Annotated in this window: 17 protein-coding genes; 6 read left to right on the plus strand and 11 right to left on the minus strand. The window is 66.5% G+C overall.

Annotation, left to right across the window (positions count from 1 at the left end; genetic code table 11):
- Positions 1–86: 86 nt before the first annotated feature.
- The 4 genes from H7U20_RS26460 (at position 87) to H7U20_RS26475 (ending at position 3,877) form a co-directional block, all read left to right on the plus strand.
- Positions 87–1,025 (plus strand): DMT family transporter, encoded by a 939-nt coding sequence (locus H7U20_RS26460; RefSeq protein ID WP_199762132.1) that lies wholly within the window; start codon positions 87–89, stop codon positions 1,023–1,025.
- Positions 1,022–2,371, plus strand: coding sequence for an aminopeptidase P N-terminal domain-containing protein (locus H7U20_RS26465; RefSeq protein ID WP_199762133.1), 1,350 nt, complete (start codon positions 1,022–1,024; stop codon positions 2,369–2,371). Before H7U20_RS26460 ends, H7U20_RS26465 begins: the two co-directional genes overlap by 4 nt.
- 167 nt (positions 2,372–2,538) lie before the next feature.
- Complete coding sequence (locus H7U20_RS26470; RefSeq protein WP_199762134.1) at positions 2,539–3,264, plus strand: hypothetical protein; 726 nt, start codon at positions 2,539–2,541, stop codon at positions 3,262–3,264.
- Between the two features lies 1 nt (position 3,265).
- Positions 3,266–3,877 carry an RES family NAD+ phosphorylase gene (locus tag H7U20_RS26475; RefSeq protein ID WP_199762135.1) on the plus strand — a complete coding sequence of 204 codons (612 nt, stop codon included), beginning with the start codon at positions 3,266–3,268 and terminating at the stop codon, positions 3,875–3,877.
- A gap of 147 nt (positions 3,878–4,024) precedes the next feature.
- Here the strand turns inward: H7U20_RS26475 and H7U20_RS26480 are convergent, their stop codons facing one another.
- From H7U20_RS26480 to H7U20_RS26495, 4 genes are all read right to left on the minus strand, one after another.
- Entirely contained in the window at positions 4,025–4,747 is a 723-nt protein-coding gene (locus H7U20_RS26480) for a PEP-CTERM sorting domain-containing protein (RefSeq protein ID WP_233411108.1), read from the minus strand.
- The gene (locus H7U20_RS26485; protein ID WP_199762136.1) at positions 4,725–6,902 is read right to left on the minus strand and encodes a phosphocholine-specific phospholipase C; all 2,178 of its coding nucleotides are present in this window, start codon (positions 6,900–6,902) and stop codon (positions 4,725–4,727) included. The genes H7U20_RS26480 and H7U20_RS26485 overlap by 23 nt, the downstream gene beginning before the upstream one ends.
- A 388-nt stretch (positions 6,903–7,290) precedes the next feature.
- Positions 7,291–10,878 carry a M1 family aminopeptidase gene (locus tag H7U20_RS26490; RefSeq protein ID WP_199762137.1) on the minus strand — a complete coding sequence of 1,196 codons (3,588 nt, stop codon included), beginning with the start codon at positions 10,876–10,878 and terminating at the stop codon, positions 7,291–7,293.
- Positions 10,879–10,888: 10 nt separating this feature from the next.
- Entirely contained in the window at positions 10,889–11,836 is a 948-nt protein-coding gene (locus H7U20_RS26495) for an ABC transporter ATP-binding protein (RefSeq protein WP_199762138.1), read from the minus strand.
- A 240-nt stretch (positions 11,837–12,076) separates the two neighbouring features.
- Here H7U20_RS26495 and H7U20_RS26500 point away from each other — a divergent pair, with 240 nt between their 5' ends.
- Entirely contained in the window at positions 12,077–12,721 is a 645-nt protein-coding gene (locus tag H7U20_RS26500; RefSeq protein ID WP_199762139.1) for a hypothetical protein, read from the plus strand.
- A 108-nt stretch (positions 12,722–12,829) separates the two neighbouring features.
- Here the strand turns inward: H7U20_RS26500 and H7U20_RS26505 are convergent, their stop codons facing one another.
- The 7 genes from H7U20_RS26505 to H7U20_RS26535 all read right to left on the minus strand — a co-directional run bounded on the left by H7U20_RS26505 (position 12,830) and on the right by H7U20_RS26535 (position 22,909).
- On the minus strand, positions 12,830–13,825 hold the full coding sequence (locus H7U20_RS26505; protein ID WP_199762140.1) for a hypothetical protein: 996 nt from the start codon (positions 13,823–13,825) through the stop codon (positions 12,830–12,832).
- A gap of 341 nt (positions 13,826–14,166) precedes the next feature.
- Positions 14,167–17,853 carry a tubulin-like doman-containing protein gene (locus H7U20_RS26510; protein ID WP_199762141.1) on the minus strand — a complete coding sequence of 1,229 codons (3,687 nt, stop codon included), beginning with the start codon at positions 17,851–17,853 and terminating at the stop codon, positions 14,167–14,169.
- Between the two features lie 18 nt (positions 17,854–17,871).
- Positions 17,872–18,405, minus strand: coding sequence for a hypothetical protein (locus H7U20_RS26515; RefSeq protein WP_199762142.1), 534 nt, complete (start codon positions 18,403–18,405; stop codon positions 17,872–17,874).
- A 17-nt stretch (positions 18,406–18,422) separates the two neighbouring features.
- Positions 18,423–20,096, minus strand: a complete 1,674-nt coding sequence (locus H7U20_RS26520) for a hypothetical protein (RefSeq protein ID WP_370593262.1) — start codon at positions 20,094–20,096, stop codon at positions 18,423–18,425.
- Positions 20,036–21,559 (minus strand): hypothetical protein, encoded by a 1,524-nt coding sequence (locus H7U20_RS26525; RefSeq protein WP_199762143.1) that lies wholly within the window; start codon positions 21,557–21,559, stop codon positions 20,036–20,038. The genes H7U20_RS26520 and H7U20_RS26525 overlap by 61 nt, the downstream gene beginning before the upstream one ends.
- 182 nt (positions 21,560–21,741) lie before the next feature.
- Positions 21,742–22,212, minus strand: coding sequence for a cache domain-containing protein (locus H7U20_RS26530; protein WP_199762144.1), 471 nt, complete (start codon positions 22,210–22,212; stop codon positions 21,742–21,744).
- Positions 22,213–22,459: 247 nt separating this feature from the next.
- Positions 22,460–22,909, minus strand: a complete 450-nt coding sequence (locus H7U20_RS26535) for a hypothetical protein (RefSeq protein WP_199762145.1) — start codon at positions 22,907–22,909, stop codon at positions 22,460–22,462.
- A 299-nt stretch (positions 22,910–23,208) separates the two neighbouring features.
- Here H7U20_RS26535 and H7U20_RS26540 point away from each other — a divergent pair, with 299 nt between their 5' ends.
- Positions 23,209–24,396, plus strand: coding sequence for a M29 family metallopeptidase (locus H7U20_RS26540; RefSeq protein WP_233411109.1), 1,188 nt, complete (start codon positions 23,209–23,211; stop codon positions 24,394–24,396).
- The last annotated feature ends 477 nt before the right edge of the window (positions 24,397–24,873 follow it).

Below are 24,873 nucleotides of genomic sequence, written 5' to 3' on the forward strand. Positions count from 1 at the left end.
TTCGAATGAATCAGTTAATTTTAATCAGTTTGTATAAGATTAACTAAACACCGATCATAGCTCAAATCCTTGATCGGAGCACTCCCATGACAAACTCAAATGGCGCCGCCATGCGCAGCGGCAGCGCCACCCTGGCCTATGTCGCCGCCATGCTGATGCTGGCCACGCTGGGCATTTTCGTGCACGAGTTGGGACTCGATTCCATCAGCTGCGCTTTCTTCCGCTGCCTCTTCGGCGCGCTGGCGCTGGCCTTGTTTTGCTGCTGGCGCGGACTGTTCGTGCGCGCCAATGTCAGCGCCAGGAATATGCGGCTGGCGATCTTCAGCGGCGCCCTGATGGTGTTCAACTGGGTCAGCTTCTTCGAGGCCATCGGCCGCGTCGGCATTACCGTCGCCACCGTGGTGTTCCACGTCCAGCCCTTCTTCGTCATCGCCATCGGCGCGCTGCTGTGGCGCGAGCGGATAACGGCGCAGCAATTCGCCTGGATCGGCGTCGGCTTCGGCGGCCTGGTGCTGGCCTGCGGCGCGGCGCCCGGTGCACCGTTGGCGCAGCACGGCTATGCGATCGGCATCGCCTGCACGCTGGGCGGGGCGCTGGCCTACGCCGGCGTGACCGTCACCACCCGCTCGATGCGCGGCATGCCGCCCCATTTGATCGCGCTGACACATTGCCTGGTCGGCGTGGTCGCGCTGGCGGCCTTCGTCACCCTGCCGGCCGACGGCATCGGCCCGGCGCGTTGGGGCTGGATGGCCGGCCTCGGCTTGATCCCCACGGCGCTCGCCTACGTGCTGATCTACGGCGCCCTGCCCGCCATGGGCCTCGCCTCGATCGCCGTGCTGACCTTCGTCTATCCGGCGGCGGCGGTCGGCGTCGATTTCCTGGTCTACGGCCACCGGCCCGGCCGGTTCCAGATCGCCGGCATGGGCCTGATCGCGCTGGCCGGCCTGGGCATCAATCTCGGCTGGCGTTGGCGATTGGCGCCGGCCCCTCCCACCTCTTCCCCCGATGAAAGGAACACCGCATGAACCAATTTGCCAAACGACGCGCCAGACTCCTCGCCCACATGCGCGGCAACGGCGGCGGCGTCGCCATCATCCCGACCGCGCGCGAGCTGATACGCAACGGCGACGTCGAATACGCCTATCGCCACGACAGCTACTTCTACTACCTGTCCGGCTTCGCCGAACTCGACGCGGTCATCGTGCTGGTGGCCGACGCCGATCCGGGCCTGGCCGCGCAAAGCATCCTGTTCTGTCGCGAGAAGGATGCCGAGCGCGAGATATGGCACGGCTTCCGCCACGGCCCGGAAGGCGCGCGCGCCAGCTTCGGCTTCGACGCGGCATTTCCCATCGCCGCGCTGGAGCAGCACGTGCCGGCGCTGCTGGCCGCCGCGCCGGCCCTCTACTTCGGCTTCGGCCGCGACGCCGGCTGGGACGCGCAAGTGGCGTCGTGGCTGAACCGCCTGCGCGGACAGGCCCGCTCCGGTGTCGCGCCGCCGCTGGTCATGCACGATGTGCGCGCGCCGTTGGACGAAATGCGTTTGCTGAAGGATGAGGAGGAACTGGCCAGCATGCGGCGGGCGGCGCAGATCTCCGCCGGCGCGCAGTTGCGCGCCATGCGCTTCGCGCGGCCCGGCGTGAGCGAATACCAGATCGAGGCGGAACTGCTGCACGAGTTCCGCCGCCACGGCGCCGACGCGCCCGCCTATCCATCCATCGTCGCCGCCGGTGCGAACACCTGCGTGCTGCACCACAATCCCGGCGCGACGGTGCTGCGCCAGGGCGACCTGCTACTGATCGACGCCGGCTGCGAATACGCCAGCTACGCGTCGGACATCACGCGCACTTTCCCGGTCGGCGGCCGCTATTCCAGCGCCCAGCGGACCATGTACGAGATCGTGCTGGCGGCGCAACTGGCCGCCATCGCCCAGGTCCGCGCCGGCAAGCGCTTCACCGATCCGCACGACGCGGCGGTGCGCGTGCTGGCGCAGGGGATGCTGGACAGCGGCCTGCTCGACAAGCACAAGTCCGGCTCGATCGACGACGTGGTCGGCAACGGCGACTACCGGCGCTTCTTCATGTGCCGCACCAGCCACTGGCTGGGCCTGGACGTGCACGATGTCGGCGACTACCGCGAGACCGCCGCCGGCATCGCCTCGGCCGGGCGGCCGGCGCGCATTCTGCGCCCGGGCATGACCTTGACAGTGGAACCCGGCATCTACATCCGGCCGGCGGCGGACGTGCCGGAGCAGTACTGGAACATCGGCATCCGGGTGGAGGACGACGTCGCGGTAACGGCCGGCGCCTGCGAGGTGCTCAGCCGTGACGTACCGAAAACGATGGCGGAGATCGAAGCCATCATGGCGCGCTAAACCGCGTTCGGCGCCAACCTCAACGCCATGCTCGACGAGACGCGCGCAAGCCGCTGTCGGGCCACGCCGGGCCGGCCGGCGTGGCGGTGCGGATGCGGCCTTGTAGTTGACGCGGTTGACATGAAGTATAGGCGGTGTAGACTCTCTCAATTAGATTGGAGTCCGTCATGTCTACGCCAAACATGAAAAAAGTTCCCACCACATTGAGGAGAGAACTCGCTCCCCGGCAGCCTGCTAGCGCTGGAAGATCATTTGCATCGAATACGGCTGCCGTTTTTTCAGCCGCCGACGTCGAACGATCTGCCGACCTCGGCGGCGGTTACGTGCTTGTCAAGTTCCGTGACTCGCCACCTGCCACGATTGACAACAAAGACATGTCGGTGAACCCGGTAGCGCGTCTTGATACGAATTTTCCAAAAATCCCGCGCACCAAGGTCAAAGGCTTGCTGGAGCGCTACGCCTCCCCAACGAAGGCATCACGCCTCACTGACAATCGCGACAACGACGAATTCACCGCCGTACTCAATAGCCAGAGCCTACTATCCAGGCTAAAGCACCTGAATGATGGTCTATTGTTGACGTCATCAGATATTTGCCAGCGTCTGGCATTTAGCCGCCAAGCGTTGAGCAAGGCCGTTAAGGAATTCCGCATTTTCTCCGTCGTAGGACCATCGAACGCACAGCTGTATCCGGCATTCTTTGCTAGCGAAAAGCCGGAACGCCGCGAATTGGAGAGAGTATCCCAGGCCTTGGGTGATATGCCCGGCCCGAGCAAGTGGGAGTTTTTCATCACCCCTAAGACTTCTTTGGGTGGTCGCAGCCCGGTTGTAGCAATCGCAGAAGGTGACTTGCAGCGCGTCCTGGCTGCCGCTTCCGGTTTCAAGGGGCGCTAACTTGACGGCGAAACCACTCGGCTTGCCGCCAGCGGTTCTTTCCACAGACAAGCAGCCCGTCACCTACCTCTCGCCAGACAAGCTCTATAGGATTAGCGCCTACACCAGTGGTGAGCCCCACTTTGGCCATTCAGGCTCCAACCGCTTCGATGCGCCCGGCTGCCTCGTTGGCTCGCCCGAATTCGACACCTGCTATCTTGGTTATACACTTGCCGTGGCCATCGCCGAATCGATTCTGCACGACCGAGATCCGCTCAACGGAGTATTTGAAATCGCGAACACGACCCTCAGCAGCATGTATGTGCATCGTTTCGAAGGGGATAGCCTCCGGCTTCTGAACCTCACCGGCGCTACTCTTAAACGCCTCGACGGACATGCGGACTTGGCCGGAACATGCGACTACGACATCGCGCAAAAATGGTCGCTCGCCGTGTACAACAACCCCGCGAAATTCGATGGATTCGTCTATATGTCCCGGCACAACAATAGCGGCAAGGCCGTGCTCCTGTTTGACCGCGTTAGGGCAAAACTGCAAAGTGGCTCGCATACGATACTGATCCAAACGAAAGGCTACAGTAGCGCCGCGACTGGATTTAGGATCGTCGGTATCTAGGCGCGCCTCGGCAACGTAGCACCCGCGTTGTTTGCTCGAAATTTCAGCAAACAAGCACGGGTGGCTTGAAACAAGCGTGTCCGCTATTGACAGTACACCTCAGCAGCAACGGCGTTCGCGCTGCTGGTCGACGTCGTACGACCCCAATTACGACATATGCGGGCGCGTATTGCGGCGGCGCGCCCCGACCAACATGCCCAAGCCCAGCAAGAACATCGACGCCATGCCCGGTTCCGGTATCGGGCTGCTAATCTCCCGCGCGATGAAGGACAGGTTATCCGCGTAGCCATCGTTGTCGTTCGAAGCGAGACGCTCCATCGACAGCCAGAACGACAGCTTGCTGGTGCCGGCAGGCATGATTCCCATGGACTCCCGGTAATACAGGCCGGTCTGGTTGCCGCGATCTTGCGGGGTGACGGGACCGATCGCGGCGTTTCCTATCGCATTGTTCGCCGCATCGAGAAACTGCACAAAGAACAGTGCGTTATCGCCCTGGGCGGCCCAGCCGCCGAGCCATCCGCTCAGGTAATAGGAACTGTTCTGGGCCGTCGGCACGCCGAACTCCAGGGTCTGAGAGCCCACAGCATACTGCCCGAGGCCGGCGAACATCTTCGATCCGCGATTGAGCGGGCCAGGTTGGGTGGGAAGCACCCAGTTGTTGCCATAGTCCACCGACTGGACCATGCCGTAACCCGGGTAGCCGGTCCAGCCGCTCACGCCTGCTTCGGCATCGCCGTTGACAATGAGGTTCTGACCGTAGATGACGTCAGCCTTGCCACTACACGCCACGGCGAACAAGGCCGCGGCAAGGAAAAATCTGCACTTCATGAAAAGCTCCTTATAAAAATCAAATGACGCGGTACTGGTCAAGCTGCGCTGCCCCGCGCATCGCAGGGTCACTGATAGACGGCAAGCCGTTTTCCAGATGGCCGGCGAAGCGGCGCAACCAGCCCGGCAAGCCAGCCACACGCAGGCTGTAGTCGTACCAGTTGGAACTCGATGCCAGGGGCAGCCGGACGGCGCTCCTCGAGCGTGCGACGACGCGCACTTCCAACGGCTTGCTCGCGTAATACTTGTTGGCGGTGAGTAGGAAGGTGCATGGCTGCGCGCCATTGTTGACCAGGTCAATGAGCAGCTCGCCGGCGCTGCGTTCGGCGCGCAGGCTGATTTCCGGCCATGCGGCGTTGCCGTCGCCGCGCACGTCGCCAACGACGTGGCGATGAAAGCCGTTCGGTCCTAGTACCCAGAGATCGTAGGCAGATGCGGTGTTCCAGCGGCCTTTGAGCTGTTTGCCCGGTTCGACCGTATAGCGGCGCGGCACCTGCTCCAACGCCAGGCGGTCGTACACATGAAACACCGCCCCGGCTTCGCCCAGGTTGTCGAACCTGAGCTCCACCTGGCCGCCTCCGACCGGCACCTGGGCCTGCACCTGGAGTTCGTAGGGCAGAGCGCGTGCCGGACGCACGCCGGCAGCCTGGACGGGTGCCGTCAGGCTGGTCGGCGTTGCGGGCACCTTGGTGTTTGGCAGGCTCAGCGCCATCGAACGCCGCGCAGCCGTTTCCGGCAGCAGTTGCGTGAACCCGTTGTCGTTCGGGGTTGCGAAGTCGAAGCAGGACAACAGGTTGCCGCTCACCGCACGGCGCCATGGGCTGATAAGCGGCTCGCGCACACCGAAACGCGCCTCGATGAAACGCACCACCGATGTGTGGTCGAAGACCTGCGAATTCACCCAGCCGCCCTTGGTCCACGGCGAGATGACATACATCGGAACGCGCGGCCCGAGACCGTAGGGGCGATGGTGCGTACGCGCATCGGCGCCGTTGAGCACGTGATGGTACTCGCCGGTCGTGTCGACGGTCGAACCACCGGCGAGCTGCGACTGCGCCGGATTGCTGCCGTAACTCGTGTACGCAGGGACCGCCGGCGGTGGCATGTGGTCGAAGAAGCCGTCATTCTCGTCGAAGTTGATGATCAGGACCGTCTTGCTCCAGCTCTCAGGATTGGCGGTCAGGGCGTCCAGCACGCGCGCGATGTAGTCGGCGCCCGACGCGGGACTTGAGGGACCCGGGTGCTCGGAGCCTTCGGCGGTCGCGACGACCCAGCTGACCTGCGGCAGGCGGTTGGCAAGCACGTCGGCCTTGAGCAGGTCGATGTCACGCGTCGTGGTGCCGCGATTGCGCAGGGATTGCGAATAGCCCGGCCGGCGATACCACGCGTTGCGGAAAGAACGGAATCCCGCCAGCGAGTTATCGGTGAAGTTGTCCGCCATGTTCTGGTAAACCTGCCAGCTGATACCCGCCGCTTCGAGTCGCTCCGGATAGGTGGTCCACAAGTAGTCGGTGGACATGTCCGGATTGAAGTCGTCGTGGCTGTTGTCAGTCGATGGGCCGCCCGCGGCAGCTAGGGGATCGTTGTGACCGCTGAACAGAAACAGCCGGTTTGTGTTGGTACCGGTCTGGGTGGCGCAGTGATAGTGGTCGCAGATGGTAAAGGCACGCGCGAGCGCGAACTGGAAGGGAATGTCGGCGTCGGCGTAATAGCCCATCGCGTGGTTCTGCTTGACCGTGCACCAGTCATTCATCCGTCCGTGGTCCCACGCCAGCTGGGCGTCGAGCCAGGCATGTGGCGTCCCGGCCACGCGCATGACCGGAAAGTCCTGCACCGTGTTGAGGCGGAACGGCGCGATGGCGCTGCCCTGGGGCCAGTTGGGCCGGCCAGGCACCGGCGCGCCGCCGACGGAGCGCTGCACGAAGACCGATTTGCGATTGAAGAGATTTTGCCGGTCCATCACCGGAATCGGAAAGGGATCACCGAATCCCCTTACCCCTTCCAGGGTGCCAAAGTAATGGTCGAAACTGCGGTTCTCCTGCGTCAGCACGACGATATGCTCAACATCCTGCAGGCTACGAGTGCGCTGGTTGGCGGGGAGCGCCAGCGCCTTTTGGATGGACGGTGGAAAGGTCGCAAGCACGGCACTTGCGCCGGCCGACTTGCCCATTTTGCGGAGGAAGTCGCGTCGGCTCATGCATGCACCTGCGTGCGTGCGTGCGCGAATTTGAAAATATGCATTTGATTGATCCAGGTCGATTGTCAGGGAAACATGAAAACTGAAGTCATGCTAGGCAACAGCTTACGTAACAACGATGAAATGTTGATGACATAGCATGCAATTGATAGCACTTCACTTATTTCGATAACAATCCTGGCCAAGCGCCTCCGGATGGGAACAGACGGATTTCAGCCGGCCTGAATTCGGACGGCCGCCAACACACCTTGGCCGAGCGGGTCGGCAAGCTGGCCGTGGCCTTGCAGCCGCTTTCGGACCGGCTGGCCGCGTTTCATATCCCACTCGCCAAGCTCTCGCCATGGGCCGGGGGAATGGGCGCAAACGCCCGACCCGCCAACCCGGGCCGTCAATCGTAGCTGACCTCCTTGCGGTTGTCGCGCGAGACGCGGTCGATCATCTTGTTGTAGGGGTCGACGCCGACGTCGAAGGGCTTCTCCTTGACCGTCACGGTGACGCTCGGCTCGGCGCCCACCAGCAGGCGCTTGTCGCTGAACAGCACGCGCTCGTCCTTCTCCTTGCCGCCGGCCGGGCGGGCGAACACGGCGATCTCGACCGGCTCGTCGTAGGCGCGCGGCGTCTCCTTGCCCTTGCCGTCGGCCTCCATCTTGGCCAGATGCAGCTTCATCGTCACGTCCCACTGGCCGTCGGCGCGCTTGACCGCCTTGGCCTCGACCACCCGGTTGTCGTAGAAGACGATCTTCTCGAACAGGTCGGTGATCAGCGCCTGCTTGTCGGCCGGCGCCTCGGCGCGGATGTAGGCCAGCAGTTCCTTGGTGGTGGTGAACGGCGCCTGCTGGAAGCCCTTGTCCTGCAGGTAGTGCTTCAAGGCGCGGTTGAGCGGCGCCTCGCCGATCTCGTCGCGCAAACGGTAGAACACCAGGCTGCCCTTGCGGTAGTGCAGGTACTGCTGGTTCTCCACCTTGTACAGCGGCAGCTCCTCGATCTTCTCGGCGCCCCGGTCGCGCAGATAACGGTCCAGCTCGAAGCGCAGGAAGCGGCGCAGCTTCTCGCGGCCGTACTCCTTCTCCATCACCATCATGGCCGAATACTGCGCCAGCGACTCCATCAGCATGGTCGAACCCTGCACCTCGGCGCCCACCACCTGGTGGCCCCACCACTGGTGCGCCATCTCGTGCGCGGTGACGTAGAACACGTAGTCGATGTCGTCCTTGTTGCGCAGGTCGGCGCTGAAGCCTATGCCCTCCGAGTACGGGATGGTGTTGGCGAACGACTGGGCGAACTGCGAGTAGGTCGGGAACTCCAGGATGCGCACTTGCTTGTGCTGGTAGGGCGTGAACTGGGCGGAGAAATAGTCGAGCGACTTCTGCACCGACTCGATCATGCGGCCGGTGTTGTAGCCGTGCTTCTTGTCGTAGTAGATCTCGATCGGCAGGCCCTTCCAGTCGCCCTTCCGCACTTCCCACTTGGCCGACAGGTAGGCGAAGAATGGCATCATCGGCTGGTCCATCTTGTAGTGGAAATAGCGGCGGCCGTCCCGCTCCCAGCTCTTTTGCAGATAGCCGGGCGCCATGGCGATCTGCTCGGCGCTGGTCGAGATGGTGGTGTCGAAGTTGATCCAGTCGGCCTCGCCGCCGAAGACCGCGTTGACGTAGGCGGCGGTGTCCTCCAGCTTGCGCATGCGTTCCGGTTCGCCCAGACCGCGCTGGCGCCGTTCGTTGCGGTCGACCAGCTCGCGGCCCCGGTCATAGCCGAAGTGCGGGAAGAACTCCTGGTTGTTGAAGAAGGTGCCGTTCAGGTTCAGCGTGTCGGGCGCGCCGCTGTTGGTGAAGCCGGTGCGGCGCACGTCGACGCTGAAGTCGAGCGCCAGCCGCTGGCCGGGCGCCAGCGGCTGCGCCAGCTTGACGATCTTGAAGCCCAGCTCCTTGTCGTCCAGCGTCAACTGGTGCGCCGGCAGATTCTCCCAACGGGTCTGCTCGTCGGGATTCTCCTGGATGCGCAGGGTGTCGAGCGGCGCGGCGGTCTTGTTCTCCAACACGTAGTGGCCGCGCACGGCGACGCGCCGCTCGGCCGGGTAGATGTCGACCTCGGCGCGCACGTCGGTGATCTTCGGCTGCGGCAGGTCGATGTATTGACGGTACCGCTTCTCGTAGCGCGCCTGCAGATCCATCAAGGCGTCGGAGGCGCGGTAGTGGTTGAGCACATTGGTGTTGTAGAAGATCCAGCCGCCGGTGGCGGCGAAGGCGGCCAGGCTGAACGCCAGCGCCACACCGGAGCCGCCGCGCAGCCGGCCAGCGGCCAGGCGGATGCGGGCGCGCCAATCGACCGACAGGCCGCGCACCCAGAACACCTGGGCGACGATCAGCAGCGCCAGTGTGAACAGGCTCCAGTACAGGGCGAACCAGGACCAGCCCTTGAGGAAGTGGCCGTAGCCGTTCATGTCCGAATACGGGCTGGCCGGCAGCGAACCGATGGAGTACAGGTTGTGGTCGAAGTGCAGCACGCCCATGACGATCTGCGCCACCATCAGCACGATCATCAGCAGGTAGCCGATAAACTTGTTATTGGTCAGCACCTGCAGGCAGATGGCGATCAGTCCCATCAAAATGAAGGGCGTCGCGCTCAGCAGGCTGCCTTGCAGGTACAACAGCGGTTCGATCGGCGCGCCGCCCTTGAACAGCTGGAAGGCCATCGCCGCCAGCACGCCGGCCAGCAGGAAGCCCAGCACCACGCCGACCATGGCCAGGCTCTTGGCCAGCAGCGGCGCCCAGTTCGGCACCGGCATGGCGTCGTTGACGTCGGCGATCTTGACCTGGCGTTCCTTGAAGATCAATTCGCCGGCGTAGAAGGTGACGACGATGATCAGCATGAAGCTGAAACTGCTATGCATCACCTGCAGCATGCGGTAGGTCAGCGGATACAGCGCCGTGCCGAACTGCACATCGGAATTGGCGGCGGTGCCGAGCAGGTTGGCCACGCTGAGCAGCAGCAGCACGATGAAGGGCACGCTCTTGAAGACGCCGCCGGCGTCGAAGCAGAAGATGCGCCAGCACTGCGCCCAGCCGGTGGCCGCGCCGAAGCGCGGCTCGATCCGTGGCAGCAGGCCCGGCGCGGCGATGGCCGGTGCGGCGGACGGCGCGACGGCGGCGGCCTTGCCGAACAGGCGGCGGCCGGTGCCGCTGCGCTGCGGCTTGAACAGCGCCACCGTGGCGCCGAACATCAGCAAGGCGACGCCGCTCCACAGCGCGCGGTTGGCCAGCAGGTAGCCGCCCAGGGCGGGCAGGCCGCTGTTGGACTCGGCGGCGGAATAGTAGCGGATCGTGCGGCCGAAAGCGCGCACGCCGAAGGGGTCGACCAGCACGGCGACCCATTCGTTGTTGATGTCGCGCGTGAAGGAACCGGCCACGGCCCACAGCACGAACAGCGCCAGCACGCCGACGTAGACCAGCATCATCGAGCGGGTGGTGGCGGCCAGCAGCATCAGCAGCGCGCCGATGAACAGCAGATTGGGCAGCACCAGCACGACGAAGGTCCACAGGTAGGCGGCACCGGGGAAGGGGCCGACGCGGGCCTGGTCGACCCAGGGCATCAGCGGGCCGAGCATCATGCCGACGGCGATCAGCGCGAAGATCAGCAGGCAGGCCACCAGGCCGGCGACGAAGCGGCCGAACAGGTAGTCGATCTTGCGCATCGGCGTGGCGAACAGCATGTCGGAGATGCCGACCTCACTGTCGCGCAGCACGGCGCCGGCGATGAAGATGGTGACGATGAACAGCGAGAGCACGCTGAAGCTGCCCAACATCTGCGCCACCACGGTGGGCGCGTTGCGGTTGACGTTGCCGATGGCGCCGCCGACCTGGATCGCGTCGGTGGTGCTGGCGCCGAAGGCCATCGCGGCGAGTAGCAGGGCGCAGACCCACAGCAGCGGTTGGCGCAGCTGGTAGTCTAAATCAAACTTGAAAAATTCCCTCCACATGGCGCGCTCCTTAGACCGACACTGGATCGGCGGCGGTGGCGGCGGCCGGTGTGGCGGCCGGCGCGGCGGCGCGGCCGGTGCCGGCTGCGGTGGCGGCGTGGCGCACTTGCAGGAAGTAGACGTCCTCCAGGTCCGGCTCGACCATGACAAAGCCGTCGTCCGGCTGGCTCTCGGCGTAGACGTTGATCTGCGGCTTGCCGCCGACCAGACGGCTCGACAGCACGTTGAAACGGCTCTGGTAGCTGGCCAACTGCTCGGCCGCCACGCTGCGGCGCCAGACGCGGCCCTTCAGCGTGTCGATGGCGGCCTGCGGCTCGCCCTGGATCAGCACCTCGCCCTTGACGATCAGCGCCATGCGCGGGCACAGGTCGGTGACGTCGTCGACGATGTGGGTCGACAGGATCACCACCACCTGCTCGCCGATCTTGGCCAGCAGGTTGAGGAAGCGGTTGCGCTCGTCCGGATCGAGGCCGGCGGTCGGCTCGTCGACGATCACCAGGCGCGGCGCGCCGAGCAGCGCCTGGGCGATGCCGAAGCGCTGGCGCATGCCGCCCGAATAGGTGCCCAGGCCGCGCTTGCGCGCCTCCCACAGGTTGGTCTGCTGCAGCAGCGCCTCGACCGCCTCCTTGCGCTCGCCCCGACCGGCCAGGCCCTTGAGCACGGCGAAGTGGTGCAGCAGCTTCTCGGCGCTGACCTTCGGATAGACGCCGAAGTCCTGCGGCAGATAGCCCAGCTGACGGCGCAGGCCTTCCTTGTCGGCCAACACGTCGACGCCGTTGAAGTGGATGCTGCCGCTGTCCGGCTCCTGCAGGGTGGCGATGGTGCGCATCAGCGAAGACTTGCCGGCGCCGTTGGGGCCGAGCAGGCCGAACATGCCGTTCGGGATCTCCAGACTTACATTGTTGATCGCCTTGACGCCGTTGGCGTAGGTCTTGTTCAGCTGTTGAATCGTTAGCATGCGCGCACTCCCCTAATGGTTCCTGGTCACTCTGATCGACCGCCTGGTTGACGGTTCCTTGTCGGCGCGGCGAAATACACCGGATACACCGCGCGCTGGCGACACTCTAGCCCGGCATGCGAATTTGGCATTATTTTTGCGACAAGCGGTGGTTTTTTCGGAATGAGCGGCGGATTTCTGGCGGATTGGCGCGCGGCGGATCCTTGCCACGTGTACTACAGTAGTGCTACGGTAATTCACATGAACGATAAAAAAATGGAAATCCATCCAGTCCATACAATCCGCACGCTGAATCTGCTGCTGGCGATACTCGGCGTGTACTGGGCCTGCCTGCTGCCCGTCAGCGCGGCGGCGCCGCAGACCGGCGCCGTCGGCATCAGGCTGTTGCTGCTGTGCGCCTGCGTCTTGATGGCGCTGTTCGGCCGCGCCCATGTGGCGGCGCTGGTGCGCGGCGTCGCCATGTTGGCCGGCCTGCGCACGCCGGACCTGTTATGGCGCCCCTGGTTCGCCGAGGCGATGCGCGGCAGCATGCGCAGCTGGGGCCTGCTGCTCACCGCATTGACCATACAACTTGCGATGCCGGGCACGACGATGCACGTGGCCAGCGGCGCCGCCCTGTTGTCCTTGTCGCTATCGTTGAGTGTGCTGTTGTCGCTGGCGCACGCCGGCTGGTTGGCGCGGCCGCTCGCCGGGATCTGCTACGCCGCCACAGGCGCGCTGTTGCTGGCGCTGGCCACGTTCGGCGTGCGCCAAGGCCTGACCGTCACGCTCGACACCCTCGGCACCCTGCCGGCGCCGCTGCTGCTGGCGATGCTGCTATCCTGGCCGGCGCTGTCGCTGTGGATGACGCGCCGCTGGGGCCGGGCGCCGCCGCAGCGCGGCTGACAAGCAGCCTGGCCTTGCTGGCGCTGGCGCCGGCCAAGCGGCGCCGGAGACGGCAACGGCCGGCGCCCTGCCCGCGCACCGGCTGGGGGGCGGGCCGACGGCTCGGCTCTATTGCTGGCAGTGGTCGTCGACCCAGTCGGCGCCGCTGGCCATGCAGCGCTGCAGCTCGCGTTGCAGACGCTCGGCCTTTTGCCGCAGCGCCTGGCAGTCGCGGTTGCCGGTTTCGGCCAGCGCCAGGCATTTGTCGGCCTTCTCCAGCGCGGCCTTGTAGTTATTCTGGCCCATGTCGCGCTCGGCCTCGGCGAGGAAGCGGCGCGCCGTCTGCGCGTTCTGCGCCACCGCCGGCGATGTCGTCAGCAAGGTCGTATGGGGCGCCTCGGCGCGCACCGGCGCGGCGGCCTTCAGCGCCGCCGCGTTGACGCCGGCGTTGGCAGCCTGAGTCGATTCCTGCGCCGACGGTTGACCCAGCAAGGTCGCCTCCAGCAGTCGCGACAAGGCGTCGCGCAGCGTCTTGATGCGGGCATCGGCTTCCGGCCGCTTCAGCTTTTCAGCCGCCAGCAGCTTGCCCTCCAGGCAGACGCGGTCGCCGCGATTCAGGCAGGCCTGCGCCTCGTCGAGCAGCTGGGTGACGCGCTGGCCGTCGATGCGCTCCTCGCGCTCGTGCGTCTCGCTGTCGTCGCCCCACTTCTTGCGGAAGGCCGCCAGGCGGGCGGCGGCCTTGTCCAGCTGGCCGGCGCGCACGGCGTCGTCGATCTGCGGCCTGGCATCGCTCCAAGCCTTGCCGCGCAGGCGCTTCTTCTCGCACGAGGACGCCGCGCCGAAGATGGCGTCCTGCAGCGGTTTGAGTTCGCTGGCGCTGGCCTTGGCGCCTTTGAGCGCGGCCAGCTCGGCGCGGGCGTCGTCCAGCTTGCACGCCGCCGCCAGCGTGGTGGCCGCCTCGATGCGCGCCGCCAGCTTCTTGTGCGGGTCGGCCGGCTTGGCGACGATCCAAATCCCCACCAGCGCCAGCATCACCGCCAGCCAGGTGCCCTTGCCGATCGGCTTGCGCTGCGGCGGCCCGACGCGGCGCTCGCCCGAACCGGGGGCGGCGGGCGGAATGCGCATCGGCTTGGCTCCCAGGTCGACCTTTGGCCTGGCCGCCGGGGCCGGAGCCGGAGCCGGGGTTGGCGCGGGCGCCGGGGATGGCACCGGCGCGGGCGCGGGTGTGGGTGCGGGTGTAGGTGCGGGCGCAGCCATCGGCGCGGCGAGCGGAACCGGCACCGGCGCGGGAATAGGCGCCGGAGCCGGCGCCGGCGCAGGTGTCGGCACGGCCGGCTGCGCGCGCACCGCCTCGACGGCCTGGCGTGTGCCGCAATAAGGGCAGAACGCCACCGCGCGCGGAAAGCCCTTGCCGCAGCCTTGGTTGATACAACGATAAATCACTTCAGTCACTTCTTCACCTTGCTCTATTCCGGATCGGGAATGTCGTCTTCCGGGTCGGGAATGACCGCGTCGAACAGGGCGCTCAGCTCGGCCATGTCACCGGCGGCCCGCCACTGGTCCACGCGCGGCACCCACAACATGTTCCACACCTTGGTGCCGGCGTCGATCTCGCCGTGGACGATGCGCTGGGCGATCTCCTCCAGCGAGTACGGCCCGTGCTGCACCTTGTTGAGGAATACCTTGTAGCTGGCCGGCCGCTTGGCCACCGGCTGATGGTACTGCATCGCCTGGGCCGCCGTTTCCACCGCCGCCGCCGCATACGCCGACGGCCCCGGCTCCCGGCCGCCGCCGAACACGCCGGCCGCCTGCGTCTCGCTCACCAGATACTCGGGCTTGAGCACGCGCTTGTCCACCGTCTGCTGCACCTCCCAGCTGTAGGCGTCGCTGGCCGAATCGACCACCTGCTCGCTCCACTGCGACAGCAGCGCCGTCGCCGTTTCGACGGCCTGCGCCGACACCGCCGGATTCAAACCCTGGGCGCGCCGCAGCCAGGCGTCGTACAGGCGCTTGGCGGTGATGTTGGGCAGCGACGGCGAGGGCAACTCGGCGCCGGTCTCGTCGACGTCCAGCTTGGGCTGGTAGACCTTCAACTGATAGTGGCGCATCAACGCCGCCAGCAGCAGCAGCTGGCTGGCGCCGGCGCGGGCCAGGCGGTGCTGCACCGCCGCCACCACCTGCTCGCGGTAATAGGCCGGCAGGCCATTGGAGCGGATGGCGAACTCGTTGCCGATCTGTAGCCACTCGCCGGAGCCGGCCTCCACTTCGAACAAGTACTGGCCGCGCGGCTGGAAGCTGGCCTCGCGGTCGGACAGGTCGGGCTTGCGCTTGACCACGCCCAGCGCGATCGCCTGCAGGAACCACTCGTAGTCGTCGGCCAGGCGGTTCAACTCGTCCATCGACGGCGCGATCGGATGGCGGAAGCGGGTCGAGTCGAAGTGCAAATGGGTCGGGATCTTCGGGTTCTCGATCTGGTAGGAAGTGCGCCAGGTCGGCAGGCCGCGCAGCACCGTCATGGGGAAGCCGGACAGCTCGATGTAGCAAACCGCCTTGCCGACGATGCCGGTGTTGACGATGCTGACCAGGTCGCCGTGGAAGAAGCCGGTCGGCACGGCGGCCTTGATCTCGGCCTCCATCTTGCGCCAGGCGTTGGCGTCGCCGACGCCGATGAAACATTTGAACTGGTCGGCCTTGGGCGTGAACTCGGCCGAGAAGCGCGCGTTCACCCACGGCATGGCGCTCTTGATCCATTCGTTGAAGGTGCGTTGGCGCTCCGGCGCCGACATGGCGGCCAGACGTTCGAGCAGCGGATCGACCGGCACGCCGTCGACCGCCTGCTCGCGGCTGAGCTGCGTCTGCGCGCGGCGGAACAACTTGAGCAGCAGCGAGGCGCGCAGGCGCTCGTCGCCCAGCTGCGGGAACAGCCGCGCCGAGCCGCCGAATTCGAGCAGCACCTCTTCGCTCCAGCTGCTGATGTCGCCGGTCAGCTTGACCGGTTCGGGCAGCGTGTCGCTGGCCAGCTTCATGTAGGTGGCGTGTTCGTGCTGGGCGTCGGCGCGCAGCTGGTCGATGCGCTGGTCGACCGCGCCCAGCATCGCCTCGACGCAGCGGCGGCCCTCCTGGAACTCGCCGGCGATGCCGCTCCACACGGGCTGGCCCTGCTCGTCGACCGAGGTGGCGTCGCCCAGCCAGGTGGACATGGCGCGCAACACCTCCATCGCCTGGCCGGCGGCGACCGCCAGCAAGTGGAAGCGCAGGTAATCGGCGATGTCGCGCTTGAGGTGGCTCATCACCTCGCGCGCCTGGGCGTCGCGGCCGAACATTTTGCCGGCCGCCTGCGACAGGTTGTTGAGCGACTCCTCGACTTGGCGGGTGCGCAGCGCGTCGCGCATGTCGCGGTAGCGTTTGCCGTTGCGCTCGGCGCAGGCCAGGTCGCGCTGGGCGATGCGCGACTTGATCTGCTCCAGCAGCGACAGCACGAACTCCAGGCCGCCCTGCTTGCGGTCGTCCAGCAGCGCGTACAGCTGCTCGCGGCAGCGTCCCTTCAACCGCAGCAGCAGTTCGGCGGTGTGGCGCTTGATGCGGTCCTCGCTGGTCTCGGCGGTGGCGCCGGCCTCGCGGATGGCGTCGCGCTCCAGTTGCGGCAGCAGCTCGGCGACCTTCTCGCGCCAGACGTTGATCTCATACGCGCCCATGATGCGGTCGATCTCCAGCTGCACCTTGCTCTCGATCCGCTCCAGCAGCGAACGCTCGTCCTTGTCCATCAACAGGCGGTCGGTCAGCGCGTATTCCTGGAACGGCGTGACGTCCACCGTGCCCTTCTTGAAATCGGGGAAGGTGTCGAAGGGATGCTCGGCCATCGCCATCTGCTCGCGCATGAAGATGTCGCGTTCCTGGTCGCCGGCGCGGCGGGCCGGCGCGCCGTCCGTGCCGACGATGCCGAAAAATGCCTTGACCATCATGGCGGCCAGCTCGTAGGCGCGGATGTCCTCGCGCAGGCTTTGCTGGGTGTCCAGCACGGCCTGGCCGAAGGCCGAGTAGACCTTCGAGTAGGACAGGCGCATGTCGCCGAAGCGCTGCTCCGGCACGCGCGGATTGAACGGCCCCAGCTTGTGCTGCTGCTGGTTGACCGCCACCGAGCGCTTGCGGTTGGCGAAGTCGGCCGAGGCGAAATCCTCGAACAGCGAGTCGGCCACCATCTGGTAGACATCCTTGACGTCCTGCGTCGCCTTGTTGGCCAGGTTGGCGGTGTCGACGAAGTAGACGTCGTCGAACGGCGCGCCCTTGCCGACCAGGCTGTCCGGCTCGGCCCAGCGCACCTGCGCGTTCATGTCGCGCATCGCCGTCTCCAGCTCCATCATGGTGGCGTAGGCGTTGGCCTCGGTGCGTTCCTTGTTGGCCTTGGCGTAACCGGACGGCATCAGCATCACCAGGTCGACCTGGCTGTCGGCCACCTCCTGGCGGGCGATGGCCTTGGCGATCCAGCCCAGGTCCATCAGGCTGCCGGCGCCGGTGCCGCCGGCGTTCGAACCGATGACGACGATGCGGAACTTGGAGGTGTCCACCGTCAGGCCGAGGCGCTGGTAATTCTCCTTGCGCTCGTTGCCGGCGTTGCTGCTCAAGAAGTTCAGCGCGCCCTTGATGCGGCCGCGCAGTTTGGGATATTTGTCGAACAGGTAGAGCCGCGCCACCGCGCGGATCTGGCCGGCGCCCTTGGACGGGTCGATGCCCAGCGAGCGCAGCTTCTTCGGCCGCAACGGCATCCACTGCTCGATCAGCGGGAAGCGCGCCAGGCTGTCGTCGGACTCGTGGTACTGCTGCAGATCGATGTGCTCGACCAGGCGCTCCTCGTCGCTCAACTTGACCAGCTCGTACCAGGGATCGCTGCGCTGCGACTTGCCTTCGTCGATGATGGCGCCGCTGTCCAGGTCGAAGTGGAGGAAGCGCGCCACCGGGAACTGGCCGATCGATTCGACGCGGGTCGGATTGTGGCGGTTCCACACCGCCGACAGGATGCGCCGGCGGATGCGCATCATCACTTCCATGCCGGTGCCGCCGGCGCCGATGAACAGGGTCGGCCGCAGATCGACCTTCAATTCGGCCTTCTTGTCGGCGCCGCCGACGATGCTGCTGGTGCTGGGGAATTCTGCCATGGCGGTCTCTCGAAAAGGTTAGCGGCGGCCGGTCAGCCAGGCGCCGACCAGGGCGGCCGCGCCGAGCAGCAGCAGGGTGCCGGTAATGGCGCCGCTGAGGAATTTACTCGCGTTCATCACCGCCAGCACGACGGCGCCGCTGACGAAACCGAGGCCGCAGAACAGCAGCCAAGCGGCGGTGTCGGCCGAGGACGGCGCCACGCGGCGGCGCACCAGATGGTTGCTGAAGGCGTTGCGGGCGAGGAAGAACACCAGCAGCAGCACCAGAAAAACGGCGCCGGCGATCAACTGGTCGCGCGCCGAGGTGTCGGTGGCGGGCGCGCCCTGCACCGGCGCCACCTCGATGCCGCCGCCGCTGGTGTTGCTGGTGTTGCTGGTGTTGCTGGTGTTATTAACCGGCGCCGGCGTGGTGATGTCGAGCGGCTTGCTGGCCGACGCGGCGGCCGAAGCCGAGGCCGGCGCGCCGGCGCCGGGCACCTTGAAGCCAGGGTCGGTGTTGGCCTGCGCCAGAAGGATCGGTTGCACTGTGCTGCCTTGCTGAGTGTTTTGCATGTTTGTTCCTGATGTGTTCAATGGCCCAAACGCACCTGCGCGCCGTCGCGCAACTGCGTCAATGTGTGGCCGAATAGGGTGCTGCGCAACTCGGCCACCTTGTTGCCGGCCTGGTCGAAAATCGGTGTCTGCATGCCCGCCTTGCTGTGCATGGTGCGCGGCTCGCCCTCGACCGTCAGCGCCACCTTGCGCATGCGCGTCAGGCCCAGCACCGTGGCCGCCACGGCGGCCAGCAGCGCCAGCATGGCGCCGCCCAGCGCCAGCAGCGGACCGAGGCCGAAGTGGACCCGCACGTCGAGCGGCAGCACGGCGCGCGAGCCCTGCACCTGGCTCGGCGGGGTGAAAATGTCGGGCAGCGGGTCGCCGGGGAACAACGTGGCCATGCGCTGGCGGAAGGCCTGCGACAACTCCAACTTCTGTTCGCCCAGGCTCACCTCGATCTCGCCCGGCAGCACATAGGCCGAGCCGGCCGACTTGAAGGCCGCCAGCGACCAGCTGCCCGGCAGGCGGGCCACCGGCAGCTGCATCTCCGACGACAGCGGCTGGCCCTGGCCGGGCGCCAGCACGCGCACGCTGTCGCGGCCCAGGCTAATCGGCTTGTCCTCGCCGGCCAGGCGCGAGCGCGCCGCCAGCGTGGCGCTGCTGATCGTGTAGGGATAAATCGCGTTCTCCAGCCGCCAAGCGATCTTGGCGCGTGGCGCGGTGGCGCCGGCGTCGATGTCGGCGCGCAGCGAGCCGTCCGGCGTCATCGAGAAGGCCACGCCGGGCGCGTTGTCGACCTTGACCGGGGCCAGCCGCACGGTGTCCTGGTCGAGCGGTTTGAGGCGCGCCGGCGGCTCGGTGATGACGCGCTGCAGCCGGCCCGAGCGCAGCAGCGCGTCGAGCTGGCGCGCGCCCTGCTCGTGGATGGCGAAGACGTAGACCATCAAACCGTTGGCGCTGTAGCGGCCGGCCCGCACCGGCATCTTCAACGGAAAGGCCAGCGCGGTGCGGATCGCCGCGCCGTGGTGGATCAGCTGGTAGAACTCGCGGTTGCGCTGCGCCGTGGCCTGGTCGTTGTTCGGACTGTTCTTGTTGTTGGTGAACAGCCAGACCAGGCCGGCCTGGCGCGCCAGTGCCGTGTCGATGGCGGCGCCGACGGCCTCGCCCAGGTCGGTGTCGGCCAGCGTGGCGCTGCCCGGCTTGTGCGCCGTCTGCAGCGCGGCCAGCGCCTGCGTCACTTGGCGTCGTGGCGCCTCCGTCTCGACCTTGGTGGCCAGCAGCGCGCGCGGCGACGGCGCGCCGGGCAAGCTCTGGTTGAAGGCGGCCAGCACCAGCGCGTCGCCCGGTTGGGTGACGGCCAGCACCACCTCGGCCACCAGCGCCTTGTACTGCGAGGCGGGGTCGCTGTAGAAGGGGTCCATCCAGCCGGAGTTCTGCACCAGGAAGACGTGGGAGCTTGACACTGGCGACACCGGTGACGCCGGCGACGCGGCATGCGCGGCGGGCGCCAGCGCCGCCAGCAAGGCCAGCGCGGACCAGCCGTGCCGGCGCACCGGCGCGACAGCGACAGCAACGCCAACGCCGACGCCGGCAAGCGGCGGCGTGCCGATGACGGCGCGCGGCAGTGTGTTGACCAACGGCGAGCGCGTCACGCCGCCGCCTTCAAATGCCAGCCGCGTATCTCGTTCCACTTCGGATGGTGCAGCCACAGGCAGCCATCGTAGACGAAGGGCACGCAGTCGCCCGGCCTGGTCAGCCGCGCCACCTCGTCGAGGATCACGTTGCGCTGGCCGACCCATTCGATGAAGGTGCGCGGCAGCACGTCGCCGTCGAGCGCCGCCTCGGCCGTGCCGGGATAGTGCTCGATGCGCAGCACCAGGCCGCAGGGCTGGCTGCGCGTGCTGCTGACGTTCTCCAGCAGCGGCAGCACCAGCGCCTCGCCCTTGGTCTGGTCCTCGACGTGTTCCTGCTCCCACGGTTCGTCCTTAACTTGGTGGCCACGGCGGAACAGCAGCGTGCCGAAGCCGAGGCGGGCGCCGCCGATACGTTCGATTTGTCCGCCGAGACGGCCCAGTTCGAGGAAGCAGTAACTATGGCCGTCGTGGCCGATCAGCCACAGCAGGCCGTGGCGGCTTTTCACCGGGCCGCCGAACTGCAGGCGCGGCTGCCAGCCCTGCGGCCAGGGCAGCCACTGCGGATCGGTGCCGGGCAACCAGACCAGGTGGCCCTCGGCGTGCAGCCAGATCAGTTTGCCGTCGTAGCTGAAGGGACGTGACCAACCTTCCAACGGCACGGCGGCGCCGACGCAGTCCTGCAGCTCCGGCTCGCCGCCGTCGGGCAGCGCGCTCCACAGCCGCACGCCGGCCGGCCCCTCGATCAGGCAGGCGATCTGCCGCCCCAGCGCGCCGGGCGCCGCGACCAAGGTGGCGGCCAGCAGCAGCTCGGTGGCATAGCTTTCGTTGAGCGGATTGATGCGCAGGCGCAGCAAGCCCTGCGCCGACGGCACCACGGCGACATCGCCGCGCCGCGCCGGCGCGGCGGCGCTCGACGAAAGCGGCAGCCAGGCGTAGTCGGAACGGGTGAACGACAAATCGGCGGCGTCCGGCTGCGGCGCCAGCAGCAACCAGCGCGCCGCCAACGGGTCCCAGTACTGCAGCGCGTTGCGGCTGTAGGCCAGCGCCAGCAGGCGCGGCGCGGCGAAGCCGAAATGGGCGGCGGCGAAGACGCACAGCGCGTTGGGCGGCGTCGGCAGCTTGCGCTCGGCCTGGCCGACGGCCGGCTCGGCCGGCCGCGTCTCCAGGCTGGCGGCCAGCGGCAGCGCGGTGATCGGCAAGCCATGCGGCACATGGCGCGGCAGCGGCGCGTCGGCGGCCGCCAGCGCCTTGCTGCTGGCGCCCCACCAAGCCGGCCGGCGCGCGCCGGCAGCGGCCGGGGCGGCCTGGCGCAGGGCCTGGCCGCACTGCGGACAAAAGGCGAAGCCCTCGGGGTAGATGGCGGCGTGGGCGCAGCTGGCCGGGAGCGCGGCGCCGAGCAGCTGCGCCAGATCGGCCAGGCGGCCGGGCGCCTGCGCGCTCCAGTCGAGCGGTCCCAGATCCCTGCTGTCGCTCAGTTCAAACTGGCCGTCCTGCTGTTCCAGCCAGACGCTGTCCGCCGTTTCCCATCGATATGCCATGTCGCTACTCAATCCAGAGCCACTCCGTCGTTGTCGGATGATTACAAAGTTTTCGTGCCGGCACTGTCGCTGCGCACGGGGGCGGGCGGCAGTTGCTCATCGAATAATAGCGCAAGTGGCCAAGGGGACGGGACAAAAAAAACGCCCCGGCTCGCGGGGCGTCTGGCGCGGTGGCGGGCGGACTATTTGTAGATGCCGACGCCGATCACGTAGTCGCTGACCTTCTCGACGTAGGTGTTCTTCTCTTCCAGCTTCTTGCTGATCGAGTTGGGCCAAACGTAGGTGACCCAGCCCTTGCCGGCCGGGCTGTTGCCCAGCTTGAGGAACTCCTTGATCGGGAACACGCCGCCGGCGCTCAGCTCCATCAGGTTCTTGTTGACCATCTTGGCGTTCTGGCCGTGCGCCAGCGCCACGCCGTCCTTGTCGAACATGAAGACGTACAGGTCGCCGGCGATGAACTCGCCCTTCGGATCGTTGAAGGCGGCGATCGCCTTGTCCTTGCCGTTCTTTTGCAGGAAGGCGCCGGCCTTCTTGACCATCGCCACGGCCTCGTCGGCGGTGCCGCGCTTGGGCGCGTCCTGCGCCATGGCGCCGCCGCCACCCAGGCTCAGGGCGAACAGGGTCAGGCTGAGGAATCGAAACAGGTTTTTCATGATGCGTGTCTCCAAAGTGAAATGGGGCGTTCCGGTCTGCTGACCGTGTGGTCGCCGCGAGGCGGCACCCGGGGCGCCGCTGCGTTCCACCTTAGCATGGCGGACGGGAGAATTTCATTTCCCTGGAAAAATATTACTCTGGGACACAACACCGGCGCGAACGGCCGGCGGCGGGGACCGGCGGCCGCGCGGGCGGCCGCAGGACGGCCGGATTTCAGCCGGATTTCAGCCGGATTTCAGCCGATCTTCAGCCGATCTTCTTCGGCGGCGGCGGCGGTGTCCACAGCACCACCTCCTCGGTCGGTGCCGTCTCCAGCGCCTCGGAGTATTCCAGCCAGCGCAGCAGCGACGGCATGCGGCGGATGTTGATCGACTTGCCGTTGATGTAGCCAACCTGCTCGAAATTCTCCGGGTCGCAGATCATCTTCGACACCGTCGGCAGGTTCTCGGCCAGGCGGTCGTAGGCCTTGCGCGCCTTTTGCGCCCAGCTGGCCAGGGCCGGATCGTTGAAGCGGTTGCTCTCGAAGTAGATCGTCAACGTGCGGTCGTGGTTGCCGAAGCCGACCACGGCGGCGCCCTTCCTGATGGTCTGCAGCAGGTCTTCCTTGATGCTCTGGCTGGGCACAAACAGCGCCGAACGGCTGCTGTCAGCGTCGGGCCGGCCCAGTGGCAAATCCTGTCCGAGCATTAAACTCATCGAAGCATCCCATTCTTATCGGTTTTTTTGACGTCAACGCAGCACAGCGAGCCCCGGCGACGGGACCGCGTGGGCGCGCGGCGGAATTGCTTGGTCCAAGGCGCCGGCCGAGCCTCCGGCGCGGCACGAGTTGCCCTTAGGCTATATTTCACTGAATTCTACATCGCACCCCTGCCCTGTACAAGGAGAAAGCACAGTCAGGGGAACCCGCTGTTGCTGGCCGTATAATGGCGGCCTGGTCCGGCGCCGCCCCGCCGCCGGCCGCGCCGCCCTTTTTCGCCCCTAATTTGAATTCGCCCATGAGCCTCATCGCCCCCTCCGCCGCCGCCGCCACCGTCCTTGCCGCCGCGCCGTCCGCCGAATCTAGCGCCGCCCCCGCCGCCGAATCAGCCGACGAATCTACCGCCGCCCCTGCCGACGAATCTGCCGACGAATCTTCCGACCATCCCGCCGCCAGCCGCTACGGCGCCATCGCCGAGAGCGAGGTCGAGCGCGCCGCGCGCCACCTCGCCGACCTGCTGGCGATGGCCGTCGAACACGGCCCCGGCCAGGCCGCGCTGATCGTCTACGACACCCGCTGCGACCTGAACCTGGCGCTGACCGAGGCCTACCGCCGCGCCGCGCCGAACGCCACCTTCATCGACTTCGACAGCGTCACGCCGGAGGCGGTGCTGGCCGCCTTCGCCGCCATGGCGGCGGCCGACCTGGTGGTGCTGATCCAGTCGACCAGCTTCCGGCTGGAGGCCTTCCGCATCCGCATCGAACTGTTCAAGCGCGGCCTGAAGGTGATCGAGCACGTCCACCTGGCGCGCATGCCGGGCGCGCAGGGCGAGTACTACATCGACTCGCTGGCCTACGACCCGGCCTACTACCGCGGCGTCGGCCACGCGCTGAAGGCGCGCATCGACCGCGCCCAATCGGGCCGGGTCGACAGCGGCGGCGAGCAGTTGGTGTTCGGTTCGCCGTTCGAGTCGGCCAAGCTGAACATCGGCGACTACAGCGGCATGAACAACATCGGCGGCCAGTTCCCGCTGGGCGAGGTGTTCACCGAGGCGCGCGAACTGGAGGCGGTCAACGGCCGGGTCCGCATCTTCGTCTTCGGCGACACCTCCTTCCACGTCAACCGGCCGGACACGCCGATCACCCTGATCGTCGAACAAGGCCGCGTCGCCGGCGCCGAGAACAGCACGCCGGAATTCGACAACATGCTGGCCATCATCCGCGCCCACGAGGGCGAGGTCTGGCTGCGCGAGCTGGGCTTCGGCATGAACCGCGCGTTCTCGCGCAGCCGGCTGGTCGACGACATCGGCACCTACGAGCGCATGTGCGGCATCCACCTGTCGCTGGGCGCCAAGCACGGCGTCTACGCCAAGCCGCAGTTCAAGCGCAAGGACGCGCGCTACCACGTCGACGTGTTCGCCGTCACCGAGGCGGTGTATCTGGACGACGAGCGGATCTACCAGGACGGCGCCTGGCAGATCGCCTGAGCCGCTTCGAATTGCCCCCGCCCCGCACGGGCGGGGCGGGCGCGTATTTCGCGCGCATCTCGCGTAAATCCCTTCCCCCACCGCAGTGCATTCAGAACCCGCCTGACCAGCGCGGTTCCTCCGGCGTGACGCTATCAGGCGCAGCCGGCTCATTCATTCCATTGAGTCCGCTCAATCTGCTCTTTGCCAGCGCTGCCTATAGTGCTTGATGCTTGCAATCATCAATGACGACCTTCGCACTCAACCGACAGGGATAGCGCCATGGCCACCATGAACAAAAATGTCACTTTGTATGTGCAAGAGTTGTCGTACCCGGAAGAATCGCCTCCCTACCAATGCCTCTCGCAACCCTGGTTCGTCAGGGCGCCCCATCCGCTCTATTACCTGCTGTGGTCAAGTAATTTCGGACACGACGATAGGTTGGCGTGCTGCCATTTTCCGTTCGTAGACGGTGGGCGACAGATTGCCCAATGCTGA

Origin of the sequence: Rugamonas violacea (genome assembly GCF_016461825.1) — a bacterium.
GTDB lineage: Bacteria > Pseudomonadota > Gammaproteobacteria > Burkholderiales > Burkholderiaceae_D > Rugamonas.